This window comes from Azospirillum sp. TSH100 (assembly GCF_004923295.1).
Classification (GTDB): Bacteria; Pseudomonadota; Alphaproteobacteria; order Azospirillales; family Azospirillaceae; genus Azospirillum.
On sequence record NZ_CP039636.1, the window covers coordinates 322,282 to 334,829 of the forward strand.

Below are 12,548 nucleotides of genomic sequence, written 5' to 3' on the forward strand. Positions count from 1 at the left end.
GGCGGTTGCACGCCCGGTCAGCCGCTCCCCTTTCAGGGAACGCGACCGCCGTTGTCAGACCGCAGCGGACGAATCATAGCCGGGGGCCGACGCCGGCATTTGTCGAAGTTTGCGTCTATTCGACGGGACGGGATGAGGGAACCGGAGCAGCCGGAGGGGTCGTGACCGCCGGAGGCCGTCACTCAGCAGGGGCAAGCTCGACCGATGCACGGAGAAAGGCGATGTCGCGAAGTCTGGCGCCCACACCGTGACCGACGGCATCGCTGCGCCACAGGGGTGGCAGGATCTCCACCAACCGGCCGCCGCGGCCATGAAGCTTGATGAAACCGGCGGCTTCGGCGGCCTGCACCACACTGCGGACATGGGAGCGGGACAGACCGAACCGGTCGGCGACATCCCCAAAGGCAAAGGGGCTTTGCCAGCCGTCGGCTGACGACAGCGCCGCCTCGAACAGGGCCTCGAGGACCATCAGGCCACCCGGCCGGCTGAAGAACAGCAGGAAATCCGTCTGAGCGGAAAGCAGGCGCGCTCCCTCGGGCAGCAGGGCGAGCGACTGGCGCCGGATCGCGGCATGAAGGAACGGGTCGCGGTTTCTGACCCGGCCATAGCCGTTCTCGGGACGCAGTGCATCGAGGATGACGTAGTCAGTGGCCAGCCACTCGCGATCATGGGCCAGCATCCTGTCGGTGAGCCGCAGCAGAGTCACGCGGCGATCGCCCGGCGGATGGGCGGTCTCGACAAATCCAACGGCACACATGCGCTCGATGAGATGATCGACATGGCGGGGGCTGGTCATTCCGAACACCGCCATCCGCTCCTTGAGACGGCCCACCGTGAACCACGTCTCCCGCCGTTCGATATCGTGGTTGGCGTCAAGGATGACCGAGACCGTAAACAGAAGGTACCGGCTTGTGTCAGTCAACAACCGTATGAGAAACGGGTTGCGGTCGAACAACGCGAGAAAGCTCTCCGAATACAGTTTCCGTGCCTGAAGATAGCGAGGATGGCCGGCGATCTCCTCAACCGAAACAGGCAAACGCGGCAACGAAGCAAAATCGGCATCGTGCGGCATGGCCCCTCCCTCCAGATTACGACAGCGCACCGCTTTGTCGTGGCCTGTCCAGGCGGATCAAGATGACAGATCCGCATCGCCAAACGAACGGATATCGCCTGTCAGGCCAAGTCATGGAAAGGAATTGCAATCACCGCTCTTGCAGCAGAATTTGATTGACGCATTCTGGTGGTACTGAAAACTTCCCCAACACCAAAATGGACGGATGCTTTTCCGTTAGGACGCGTCTTTGGTTCTACACGGCCTTCCAGCTCGGCCGGGAAGGATCGAGACCGGTCACCGGTATGCCGCCGTCAAAAAAAAGCCGGCGCCCCATCGGAGCGCCGGCCTCTCTTCTGTCGGTCCCAATACGGCTCAGATCGAAATGCGCAGGGACTCGCGGTTGACCGGAGCGGCGTCCGGGCTGGTCATCGGGCGTGGCGGCGCGGCCGGACGCATGCCGGCCGGCGGCTGACCCGGCGCCGGGGCGGCGGCCGGAGCAGCCTGGGCCTGGGGAGCGGCCGTCTGCGGCGTGCCCGGATGCGGCTGGGTCGCCTGCTGGGCGGCGATGAACTGGCCCTGTGCGGTCAGGCCGCTGGCGACGTTGCGGTTGATGTTGACCAGCGTGTCGATCTTGTCGAAATCCAGGTCGATCAGACGGTTGGTCGTCTCGCGGTCGACCAGCAGCGACAGGGCGGCGATGTTCGTCCGGACTTCCGGCGGGTGGCCGCAATCCTCTTCGGTGATCGCCGCCTGAAAGATCGTCCACAGGCGTTGGTTCAACTGAAGAGCCTCGCGGAAGGCCTTTTCATCCTTGGCATGGCCGGCGGCGATCATACGACGCGCCGCTTCCGCCAGGGCCCAAGCCTCGACGTCGCGCGGATTGTCCGAGGTCGGCTTGTTGGCGTAGGTGGGAGTCGGCTTCATTCCAAACCCTCGGGGGAAAACCCATCCGTCGGGGCGGACCTGCCCCTTTTCTTCGTCGCGGAAGTGTCGGTTATCCGACAGGCTTTGTCAACGCAACGGGGGTAGTTCGGCAGTTGCGGAAGACCCTGACGCAAACTGGTCACAAGTCCTATGCGCTTCGGACAGGACATCCATGGCCACCTCCGCCACCCGCTCCTCGTCGATGCCGTCCATCAGATCGCGGGCGTTCGGGTCGGCGGCGACGCGGGCCAGCAGCTCCGGCTGGGGGACCCGGCTCGTCACCACACGCCCACGCGGCCCCCAGGGGCCATAGATGCCGGGATAGCCCGGACCGAACAGCCCCACCGTCGGCACGCCCGCCGCCGCCGCGATGTGCATCAGCCCGCTGTCGTTGCCGACATAGAGCGCCGCCCGCTCCAGGCAGGCGGCGGCGGCCATCGGGTCGGTCCGGCCGGTCAGGTCGATGGCGCGTGTCCCCAGCGCCTCCAACACAGGCCGCGCCCGCTCCCGCTCCGGCCCGGCGGCCAGCACCGCCACCCGGGCGCCGGCCAGCGGCCCGCCGTCTCCGGTCAGGCGCAGGGCCAGCCGGGCGAAACGCTCCGCCGGCCATTCCTTGCCCAGCCAGTTTGCCGTGGGGCCGATGGCGAGGAAGACGCCGGTTCCGGCGGGGATCAGCGCGTCGGCCTGCCGTTTCGCCTCCGCGTCGATCCACAGCCGTGGGGCCGGCGGCGGCGACAGGGCGAGCACGGCGGCATTCTCCTCCACCTTGTGCATCGGGCGGGCGGCCTTGGCGTGGAAGACGCGGTGCCGGGCGGGAACCAGCCGCCCGACCGCCGAGTTGCGCAGATCCACCACCAGGTCCCAGCGCGTGCCGACGCAGTCCAGCCACAGCCGCAGCCAGTGCCGGGCATAGGAGCGCTTCGCCAGCGGGATCAGCCGCTCCAGCCCCGGAACGGCACGGAACAGCGGCGCCGGCAGCGGCCCGCAGGCGATGGTCAGCCGCGCCCCCGGATAGGCTTCGGTCAGGTGGCCGAGCAGCCCGGTCGACAGCACCGCGTCGCCCAGGCGGTTGGAGGTGATGAAGAGGATGCGGCTCATGACACCGACCCGGCCGGGCCGGCACCGGGGCCAACAGCCGGGTCGACATCGGGCGTGCCCTGCCGGCGTCCCGGCCGCAGGCTGAGGCCGCGCGACATCACCCACAGCGGCGGCAGCAGTGCCAGCAGGGGCATGGCGTACATCAGCGGCACGAACATCGTGGCCTTGCCGGCGAGGCTGGTCAGCCCCAGCGCCCCCGCCTGCAACCCCATCACCAGAAGCACGGCGATGGTGACGCGGGAGGACTGGCCGCGCCGGTTGAACTCGCCCGACAGCAGGGCCGACAGCGCCACCAGCGCATAGGTCAGGGCCAGCAGCGGCGAGGAGAAGCGGTGGTGCAGCTCGGCGATCAGGCCACGGCGCATGCGGTCGTCCTGGGCCGGGACGTTGCCGTCCATCAGTTCCGCCGTCGTCCGTTCGCGGGCATCGGGCCAGCGGTCGGCCGCCTGGGGCGCCACCGCCTTCAGGTCGACGGCATAGCGCTCGAAGAAGAGCTGCGACAGCCGGTTGGTCTTGCGGTCCAGCTCCTGCCGGTTGCCGTCATAGACGACGAAGCGGGTGCCATCCGGCCCGGTCTGCATCACCGCGCGGTCGCCCATGATCGTCACCGGCTTGTCCGGCTGGCGGCCGTCATGGATCAGCACCTTGTGCAGGTTGCCGTCGGCGTCGCGGTCGCGCAGGAAGACGCTGAAACGGTCGCCGACCTCGTTGAACACGCCCTCGCGCAGGAACAGCTGCGAATAGTCGCTGCGCACGGTGTATTCCATCCGCACCAGTTCGCGGTGGGCCGCCGGGGTGATCCAGACGTTCAGGACGAAGACGACGGCCATCACCCCCACCGCCATAACCAGCGCCGGCGTCGACAGCGAGAAGGGCCCGACCCCCGCCGCGCGCATCACCACCAGTTCGCTGTCGGTCGCCATCTTGTTGTAGGTGAACAGGATGGCCCCGACCAGCGCCAGCGGCAGCACGATGCCGAGGAAGGTCGGCACGGTCAGCAGCAGCAGCCACAGGAACATGCCCATCGGCGCGCCGGCGCTGACCACGATCTCGATCAGGCGCAGCGACTGGCTGAGCCAGATGGTCAGCGTCAGTCCGGCCGTCGAATAGAGCGTGGCGATCAGCAGGTTGCGGAACAGGTACCGTTGCAGTCGGTTCATGGGGGATCGGCCGAAGGCTGTATAAGGCCGGCAAGCTGACCGCCCCGGCCCGCCGGGTCAAGTGTTGAAAACCGCTCGGCGCGGACAAGGGGTGCCTTATCGGCAGGGGAAAGCGCTGGCGCCCGCACCCGCCAGCCGGTATGACGGTCGTCATGGCGACGATCCAGGAAGCGATGGCTGCCGCGGTGGCGCATCATCAGGCCGGCCGGCTCGGCGAGGCGGCGGCGCTCTACCATGCCGTGCTGGACGCCCTGCCCGGCCATGCCGACGCCGCCCATCTGCTGGGGGTCGTCCATCTGCAATCCGGCCAGCCCGACCGCGCCGTCAGCCTGATCCGCGGCGCCATCCAGCACAACCACCGGGTCGCCGATTATCACGACAATCTCGGCAGCGCGCTGAAAGCGCTGGGAAAACTGGAGGAGGCCGTCGCCTCCCACCGGCAGGCGGTGCGGCTGCGGCCGGACTTCGCCCAGGCGCTCTACAATCTGGGCAACGCGCTGGAGGCGCTCGGCCGGCTGGAAGAGGCGGCGACCGCCTTCCGGCAGGCGGCGGCACGGCGCCCCGGCTATGCCCGCGCCCGCTTCAACCTGGGCAACGTGCTGGCGGCACTCGGCCGGAGGGCGGAGGCCGACGACGCCTATCGCGCCGCCGTGGCCGACGATGCGACCTTCGTCGAGGCGCATGCCAACCGCGGCGCCCTGCTGCTGGCGCTGGACCGCCCGCGCGAGGCGGCGGCGGATCTGGCCCGCGCGCTGGCGCTGCGCCCTGACCACGCCCCGGCACTGTCCAACCTCGCGGCGGCCCGGCTGGCGCTGGGCGACCGCGACAGCGCGGAGCTTGCGGCCCGCCATGCCGTCACCGCCCGGCCGGATCTGGCCGACTGTCTGCTGCGGCTGGGCGAGGTGCGCCAGCGCGCCGACCGGCTGGGGGCCGCCGCCGACGCCTACGGGGCGGCGCTGGCCTGGAACCCGGCACTGGCGGAGGCGCACGCGAACCTCGCTCTGGTGCGGCAGGGCCAGGGACTGCTCGACGCGGCGGAGACCGGGGACCGGCGAGCGCTGGCGCTTGACCCGTCGCTGGCCGACGTGCGCTCCAACCTCGCCTATCTGCTGCTGTTCCGGCCGGGGGGGACGGCGGAAGCGGTGCTGGAGGCCCATCGCGACTGGGACCGCGTCCACGGCACGCCGCACCGCGGGCGCTGGGTGAAGCCCGGAAAGGCCGGGTCAAGGAAGGGACCGCTGACCGTCGCCATCCTGTCCGGCGATTTCCGCCGCCATCCCGCCGGCCTGTTCGCCATCCGCACGGTGGAGTCGCTGCCGGGACAGGACATCCGCCTGCTGCTCTACGCCAACCAGACCGAAGCCGACGACGTGACCGACCGCTTCCGCAAGGCGGCGGCACACTGGATCCCGGTCGCCGGCCTGACGGATGCGGAGGTCGCCTCCCGGATCCGCCAGGACCGGCCGGACATCCTGATCGACCTTGCCGGCCACAATGCCCGCGGCCGTCCCGGCGTCTTCGCGCGCAAGCCGGCGCCGGTGCAGGTGGCATGGTCGGGCTATATGGCCACCACCGGGCTGGCGGCGATGGATGCGCTGGTCGCCGACCGCCACCATGTGCCGGACGGAATGGAACGCTTCTATTCCGAACGGGTGCTGCGCATGCCCGACGCCTTCATCGCCTACGATCCGCCGGACGTCGAGGAACTGCCGCTGACGCCGCCGCCCTCGCTGTCGGGCAAGCCGGTGACCTTCGGCAGCTTCAACATCCTGACCAAGCTGAACGACGGGGTGCTGGCGGCCTGGGCGGCGATCCTGGGCCGGGTGCCGGGGTCACGCCTGCTGATGAAGACCAAGGCGCTGTCCTGCCCGGCCACCGCCGCCCTGTGGCGCGGCCGGCTGGCCGCCGCCGGCATCGCACCGGACCGGGTGACCATGGTCGGTGCGACAAGCAGCCTGGACCATATGCGCTGGTGCGCCTCGGTCGATGTGGCGCTCGACCCCTTCCCCTTCTCCGGCAGCACGACGACGCTGGAGACGCTGTGGATGGGGGTGCCGGTCGTCACCCTGCCGGGGGAGACCTTCTCCAGCCGCCATTCGCTGGCCTTCCTGACCGTGGCGGGGGTGGAGGGCTGCATCGCCGCCGATCCGGCGGATTATGTCGAGCGCGCGGTCGGCTGGGCCGCCGACCCGCAACGGCTGGCGGAGCTGCGCCGGACCCTGCGGCCCCGCATGGCCGCCGGGCCGCTGTGCGATGGCGAGACGCTGGCTGGGGCCCTGGCGGCGGAACTGCGGACGCTGCTGCCCACGCCCTGACCCCATCAACGGAAACTCCCGCAACGGAACCAACCGGAACGTGCCGGCGTTGAGCGTGGGTACTCCCTCCACGCCCACAGACGCGGGATTTCGGCGCATGCACAGCACCACACGGTTCGCCCTCATGCTTTCGGCGACTGTCGCCGTCCTGTCGCTCGCCGGCTGCGGCGATCAGGCGTCCCTGCCGGTGTCGGCCGGCACCGGCCCCAACCCGACCCTGCCGGCGCCGAAATCCTCGCTGATCCCGACGGTCAACATCGCCGACGCCATCGGCTGGCCGCAGGGCGCGCAGCCTACCGCCGCGCAAGGATTGAGCGTCACCGCCTTCGCCACCGGCCTGGACCATCCGCGCTGGATGCTGGCCCTGCCGAACGGCGACATCCTGGTGGCGGAGACCAACGCCCCCCCCAAGCCGGAGGACGGCAAGGGAATCAAGGGCTGGGTCATGGGGCTGGTGATGGGCAAGGCCGGCGCCAAGACGCCCAGCGCAAACCGCATCACCCTGCTGCGCGACAGCGACGGCGACGGCAAGGCCGACGTCCGCGAGCCGTTTCTCGAGGGGCTGAACTCCCCCTTCGGCATGGCGCTGGTCGGCGGCGATCTCTACATCGCCGACACCGACGCGGTGGTGAAGGTCCCCTACAAGCCGGGCGACACCCGGATCGCCGCCAAGCCGGAAAAGGTCGTCGACCTGCCGGGCGGGCCGATCAACCACCATTGGACCAAGAACATCATCGCCAGCCGCGACAGCTCCAAGCTCTACGCCACCGTCGGCTCCAACAGCAATGTCGGCGAGAACGGGATCGAGGCGGAGCAGGACCGCGCCGCCATCTGGGAGATCGACCTGAAGACCGGCGCCCACCGCGTCTTCGCGTCGGGCCTGCGCAACCCGAACGGCATGGATTGGGCACCCACCACCGGCGCCCTGTGGACCGCCGTCAACGAGCGGGACGAGATCGGCAGCGACCTCGTCCCCGACTACATGACCTCGGTGAAGGATGGCGGCTTCTACGGCTGGCCCTACAGCTATTACGGCCAGCATGTCGACCAGCGGGTGGAGCCGCAGCGCCCCGACCTCGTCGCCAAGGCGATTCAGCCCGACTATGCGCTGGGGCCGCACACCGCCTCGCTCGGCTTCGCCTTCTCGCGTCAGGGAGACCTGCCGCCGAACCTTCAGGAGGGCGCCTTCATCGGCCAGCACGGCTCGTGGAACCGCGAGCCGGCCAGCGGCTACAAGGTGATCTTCGTGCCCTTCCGCAACGGCAAGCCGGCGGGCGAGCCGGTCGACGTGCTGACCGGCTTCCTCGACAAGGACGGCAAGGCCCAGGGCCGCCCGGTCGGCGTGATCCTGGACAGGAAGGGCGCGCTGCTGGTCGCCGACGATGTCGGCAACACCATCTGGCGCGTCAGCGGCGCCGCCGCCCAGTCGGCCGAGCGGCCGGACCAGCCGGCGCAGTGATGGTCCGGCGGCGGCGGGAGGCGGGCATCCCCCTCCCCTTCCGCCTGCAAAGGCGCGATACTGCGCCATGATCTATCTCGACCATCTGGCCTCGACCCCGCTCGACCCGCTGGTGCTGGAGGCGATGCTGCCCTGGATGCGGCCGGAGGCGGCCGGCAATCCGCACGCCGCCCATCCGGCCGGCTGGCGCGCCGCCGACGCCATCGAGCAGGCGCGGGGCGAGGTCGCCGCCCTGGTCGGCGCCCAGCCGGGCGAGGTCGTCTTCACCTCCGGCGCCACCGAGGCGAACGCGCTGGCCCTGCTGGGCGGCGTACCGGCGGGCGGCGGCGGCGTCGTCTCCGCGGTGGAGCATGCCAGCGTCCTGGGCTGCCTGCCGGAGTTGCGGCGGCGCGGCCATCCGGTGACGGTGCTGCCGGTGGACGGCGCCGGCCGGGTCGATCCCGCCGCACTCGACGATGCCCTGACCGACATGCGGCACTCTTCGATTGTCTCAGTGATGGCCGCCAACAACGAGGTCGGAACGGTCCAGCCGCTGGCCGAACTGGCGGCGGTCGCAGCGCGCCATGGCGCGTTGATGCACAGCGACGCCGTGCAGGCCCTCGGCACGCGGATGCTCGACATGGCGGCGCTCGGCCTGCATGGGCTCAGCCTGTCGGGCCACAAGCTTTACGGGCCGATGGGCGTCGGCGCCCTGATCGTCCGCCCGCCCTTCCGGCCGGTGCCGGCCTCGGCCGGCGGCGGGCAGCAGCGGGGCTTGCGCGGGGGAACGCTGCCGACGCCGCTCTGCGTCGGATTGGGCGCGGCCTGCCGGCTGGCGCGCGAGAGGCGGGAGGAGGACGCCCGCCACATCGGCGGGCTGCGCGACCGGCTGTGGCAGCGGCTGCGGGACCGGTTGCCCGGCATCCGCCGCAATGGCGCGACGGACGGGCTGGCCGGCTGCCTGAACGTCACCATTCCCGGCATAGACGCCGCCGACCGGCTGCTCGATCTGCCGGACCTTGCCGTCGCCACCGGGTCCGCCTGCCACAGCGGTGTGGGGGAGCCGTCGCATGTCCTGCTGGCGGTCGGCCTGTCGGCCGCCGACGCCCATGCCAGCCTGCGCTTCGGCCTTGGCCGCGGCAGCACGGCGGCGGAGGTGGACGAGGCGGCCGACCGGCTGGCGGCCCTGTTGGCTGGCTGATCGCTCAGAACACCAGCCGCGCGCCGACCTTCACCACCGTGCCCAGGGTCTCCGCACCGGTGTCGATGTTGGTGTCGGCCACCACCTGCCAGCGCGGCGTGATGCGATAGGCCAGATCGGCGAGGTAATGGTCGCTGGCAGCACCATTCTCCGGCAGTGTCCGCCTTGCCCGGAAGGACAGGCTCAGGTCGCCGCGGCCATAGGCCAGCGCCGCGTTCAAACTGCGGACCGACAGGCCATCGGCCTCCTGCTGTTGCCGCAGGTCGCCGTCGAGCGTCACGCTCCGCCAGACGAACTGGGTGCCGACGATCCAGGATTGGCGCGGCAGCCGGCGGCTGTCGCCACGCACCCGCGCCCGGCTGGTGCCGGCGGAAAAGCGGGTGCTGATGCCGCCCATCAGGATGGTCTTGCGCACCGCCGCCTCCACCAGATGCAAAGCTTCGCGCGGATCGGGCATGTCGCCGGCGCCGCGCGGCATCGGCGTATAGCTGGCGCCCAGCTCGAAGCCGCGCAGCGGCGGGGTGTAGTAGGTCAGCTTCGCGCTGCGGCTTCCGGCCCCGGTGGAAGCCGGCAAGGCCGCCGTCCCCACCAGCCGGTTGCGGGCACTGTCGGCCTGCCCGATCTCCAGCTCGCCCCACGAGACATCGACGGCCAGGAAATGTCGTTGATCTGAAAAACTGTCCTTTTGGTATAGGACATCAGCAGACGCACCGCTTGCCGATAAAATCGCCATTGCCGCCAGACCAGGCATGGAAATTCTTCGTTTCATTTGGCAAGCCCTGTGCTGTTTGGCCGATGCTCGACTATCCATTTTGTCGAGATGGTCTTGGTCTATCCTTTCCGGTTTGAGGGATGTTCGTCTAAAATTCTGACAAAACTGTGACCTGCTTTTTTGCATGCTGCGGCGCAAAAATGCAGGCATGTTCGCGTAATGGGCGAGTTATGGGGCGGAGGCAACGCCCTGCCTGGGATCAATCACGTCCGACCGCCCGCACAGCCACCCCCGCCGCCTCCAGCGCGCGGCGGACCGTGGCCGCCATGGCGACCGCCGTCGGGGTGTCGCCATGCACGCAGATGGTGTCCGCCACGATCGGCAGCCGCGTGCCGTGGCGGCTTTCCACCGCCCCATCCAGGACCATCCGCACCACCCGTGCCGCCGCCAGAACCGGGTCGTGGATCACCGATCCGGCCACCGACCGCGGCGTTAGCGTGCCGTCATCCTCATAGGTGCGGTCGGCGAATGCCTCGCGCGCCACGCGCAGGCCGACATCCAGCCCGGCGCGTTCCATTGCGCTCAAGGGCGGGACGACGAACAGCAGGGCGGGGTCCACCGCCTTGACGGCGCGGGCGATGGCGCCGGCCAGATCCGCCTCCACCGCCGCCATGTTGTAGAGGGCGCCGTGCGGCTTCACATGGGTCACCCGCTGACCCGAAAGGGCGGCGCAGGCCTGGAGCGCGCCGACCTGATAGGCGACCAGCCGTTCGACCTCCGTGGTCGTGATGCCGCGCATGACGCGGCGGCCGAAGCCGGAGCGGTCCTCGAAGCCGGGATGGGCACCGATGCGCACCCCCTTCTCCCCGGCCAGCCGGGCGGTGTCGGCCATGATGGTGGGGTCGCCGGCATGGAAGCCGCAGGCGATGTTGGCGGAGGTGACGATGTCCAGCATCACCCGGTCGTCGCCCATGGTCCAGGCGCCGTACCCTTCGCCCATGTCGCAGTTCAGATCGATGCTCGGCATGGCGCTTCCCTCGGTTCATTGACAAAAAAGGACTGGGCAGTCTTACGCCGCATCCGACTGTCGCAGGGAATGGATGAAGCCGGCAACCTCGCTGCGCATGGTTCCCATCTGCTCCGTCAGCATGCCGGCGGCGCTGTCCAACTGGCTGGAGGCGTCGCCGGTCTGCCCGGCGACCTCCGACGTCGCGTTGACGTCGCCCAGCAGGGCGCGCACGCCTTGCGCGGCCTCGCTGACACCCCGGCCGATCTCCGCCGTCGCGGCGTTCTGCTCCTCCACCGCCGCGGCGATCGACGCGCTGATCTGGCTCAGGCTCTCCACCACGCGGGCGATCTCGACGATCTCGTCGGCGGCGGAGCCGGTGGAGCCCTGGATGGCGCGGATCTGCGTCTCGATGTCCTCGGTCGCCTTGGCGGTCTGGGTCGCCAGCGCCTTCACCTCGCCGGCCACCACGGCGAAGCCCTTCCCCGCCTCGCCGGCCCGCGCGGCCTCGATGGTGGCGTTGAGAGCCAGCAGATTGGTCTGCTTGGCGATGGCGTGGATCAGCGTCACCACCGCCGACACCCGGTCGGAGGCATGGACCAGCCCGGCCACCTGTTCAGTCGCCTTCGAGGCGCGACGCGACGCCTCGTCGGCGATCGACTGCGACTGCTGGGCCTGGGCCGAGATCTCGCGGATGGAGGCGACCAGCTCGTCCACCGCGGCGGCCATGCCGTCGACCGAGGCGTTCACCGCCGCCGCGTTGCCGGCGGCCTGCCGGCTGACCTGCCCGTTGTGCTCCGCCACCCCGGCAAGGCTGCGGGTCGCCACACCCATGCCGTCGGTGGTGCGCAGCACCTCGCCCAGCGCGCTGCCGACGCGGCGTTCAAAATCGTCGGCGACGGCGGCGATGGCGGCACGCCGCTCCGCCTCCGCCTGCCGGCGCAGTTCAACCTGTTCGGCCTCCAGACGCTGCTTGGCGGCCCCCTGCTCCTTGAAGACCTGAACGGCTTCGGCCATGCGGCCGATCTCGTCACGGCGGTCGAGCGAGGGCACCTCGACCGCGCGCTCGCCGGCCGCCAGCCGCGTCATCACCCCGGTCAGCCTGACGATCGGCCGGGTGGCCCCGCGCACCATCACGAACAGCACGCCGCAGAGAGCGACCAGCGCCGCCAGCCCGCCGCCGGCCAGCAGCCACGCCCGCTCGCGCGCCTGTCCCTCGGCGCGGCGGGGCGACAGGTGGATCTCGACCGTGCCGAGCTTGTCCAGCCGAGCACCGGTCTTGCGCTGGATGTCGGCGCGGCGGACCAGCACCGACGGGTCGCTGTCCGACACGTCGCCGCTCTTGGCGAAGACCTGCCCCTTGGGATCGAGCACCCGGCTGCCGAGATAGTCAGGGTCGTTGGTGAGAGCCGCCAACTGCGCCGCGGCGGACTCGGCATCGACGTTCCACAGCGGCTCGGCCAGCCCGCCGGCGATGACGCGGACGGTGACCGCCGCCCGGTCCTCCAACGCGGTGCGGGCATCCTCGCGGTTGACGGTGACGACGGCGGCTATGCCGGTCGCGCTGATGATGGTGACCATCAGGGCGATGGGAACGACGACACGCATGGCAAGGGTACGGCCCACACGCTGCAGCATCA

At 70.2% G+C, this 12,548-nt stretch carries 10 protein-coding genes; 3 read left to right on the forward strand and 7 right to left on the reverse strand.

The features are described from left to right. Positions 1-178: 178 nt before the first annotated feature. The 4 genes from E6C72_RS19235 to lptF form a co-directional block, all read right to left on the reverse strand. Complete coding sequence (locus E6C72_RS19235; protein ID WP_109443064.1) at positions 179-1,072, reverse strand: MarR family winged helix-turn-helix transcriptional regulator; 894 nt, start codon at positions 1,070-1,072, stop codon at positions 179-181. 354 nt (positions 1,073-1,426) lie between these two features. Beyond that, positions 1,427-1,978, reverse strand: a complete 552-nt coding sequence (locus E6C72_RS19240; protein WP_109443065.1) for a flagellar biosynthesis regulator FlaF — start codon at positions 1,976-1,978, stop codon at positions 1,427-1,429. Between the two features lie 87 nt (positions 1,979-2,065). Beyond that, on the reverse strand, positions 2,066-3,076 hold the full coding sequence (locus E6C72_RS19245; RefSeq protein WP_109443066.1) for a glycosyltransferase family 9 protein: 1,011 nt from the start codon (positions 3,074-3,076) through the stop codon (positions 2,066-2,068). Beyond that, on the reverse strand, positions 3,073-4,236 hold the full coding sequence (gene lptF / locus E6C72_RS19250; RefSeq protein WP_247875947.1) for an LPS export ABC transporter permease LptF: 1,164 nt from the start codon (positions 4,234-4,236) through the stop codon (positions 3,073-3,075). Before lptF ends, E6C72_RS19245 begins: the two co-directional genes overlap by 4 nt. 152 nt (positions 4,237-4,388) lie before the next feature. Here lptF and E6C72_RS19255 point away from each other — a divergent pair, with 152 nt between their 5' ends. The 3 genes from E6C72_RS19255 to E6C72_RS19265 all read left to right on the forward strand — a co-directional run bounded on the left by E6C72_RS19255 (position 4,389) and on the right by E6C72_RS19265 (position 9,190). Beyond that, on the forward strand, positions 4,389-6,551 hold the full coding sequence (locus tag E6C72_RS19255; RefSeq protein WP_247875948.1) for a glycosyltransferase family 41 protein: 2,163 nt from the start codon (positions 4,389-4,391) through the stop codon (positions 6,549-6,551). A 97-nt stretch (positions 6,552-6,648) separates the two neighbouring features. Next, positions 6,649-8,010, forward strand: coding sequence for a sorbosone dehydrogenase family protein (locus E6C72_RS19260; RefSeq protein ID WP_109443068.1), 1,362 nt, complete (start codon positions 6,649-6,651; stop codon positions 8,008-8,010). 67 nt (positions 8,011-8,077) lie between these two features. Beyond that, entirely contained in the window at positions 8,078-9,190 is a 1,113-nt protein-coding gene (locus E6C72_RS19265; protein WP_136700808.1) for a cysteine desulfurase family protein, read from the forward strand. 4 nt (positions 9,191-9,194) lie between these two features. On the opposite strand, the gene E6C72_RS19270 is transcribed toward E6C72_RS19265, so the two are convergent. From E6C72_RS19270 to E6C72_RS19280, 3 genes are all read right to left on the reverse strand, one after another. Beyond that, on the reverse strand, positions 9,195-9,845 hold the full coding sequence (locus tag E6C72_RS19270) for a porin (protein ID WP_247882162.1): 651 nt from the start codon (positions 9,843-9,845) through the stop codon (positions 9,195-9,197). 316 nt (positions 9,846-10,161) lie between these two features. Next, positions 10,162-10,929, reverse strand: a complete 768-nt coding sequence (locus tag E6C72_RS19275; protein ID WP_109085850.1) for a LamB/YcsF family protein — start codon at positions 10,927-10,929, stop codon at positions 10,162-10,164. A gap of 42 nt (positions 10,930-10,971) precedes the next feature. Further along, positions 10,972-12,546: a methyl-accepting chemotaxis protein gene (locus E6C72_RS19280; RefSeq protein ID WP_109085849.1), complete on the reverse strand. Its 1,575-nt coding sequence runs from the start codon at positions 12,544-12,546 to the stop codon at positions 10,972-10,974. Positions 12,547-12,548 lie beyond the last annotated feature (2 nt).

Bases quoted from the DNA above. Each gene is read 5' to 3' on its own strand.
- E6C72_RS19235 (WP_109443064.1), bottom strand. From the start codon at position 1,072: ATGCCGCACGATGCCGATTTTGCTTCGTTGCCGCGTTTGCCTGTTTCG.
- E6C72_RS19240 (WP_109443065.1), bottom strand. From the start codon at position 1,978: ATGAAGCCGACTCCCACCTACGCCAACAAGCCGACCTCGGACAATCCG.
- E6C72_RS19245 (WP_109443066.1), bottom strand. From the start codon at position 3,076: ATGAGCCGCATCCTCTTCATCACCTCCAACCGCCTGGGCGACGCGGTG.
- lptF (WP_247875947.1), bottom strand. From the start codon at position 4,236: ATGAACCGACTGCAACGGTACCTGTTCCGCAACCTGCTGATCGCCACG.
- E6C72_RS19255 (WP_247875948.1), top strand. From the start codon at position 4,389: ATGGCGACGATCCAGGAAGCGATGGCTGCCGCGGTGGCGCATCATCAG.
- E6C72_RS19260 (WP_109443068.1), top strand. From the start codon at position 6,649: ATGCACAGCACCACACGGTTCGCCCTCATGCTTTCGGCGACTGTCGCC.
- E6C72_RS19265 (WP_136700808.1), top strand. From the start codon at position 8,078: ATGATCTATCTCGACCATCTGGCCTCGACCCCGCTCGACCCGCTGGTG.
- E6C72_RS19275 (WP_109085850.1), bottom strand. From the start codon at position 10,929: ATGCCGAGCATCGATCTGAACTGCGACATGGGCGAAGGGTACGGCGCC.
- E6C72_RS19280 (WP_109085849.1), bottom strand. From the start codon at position 12,546: ATGCTGCAGCGTGTGGGCCGTACCCTTGCCATGCGTGTCGTCGTTCCC.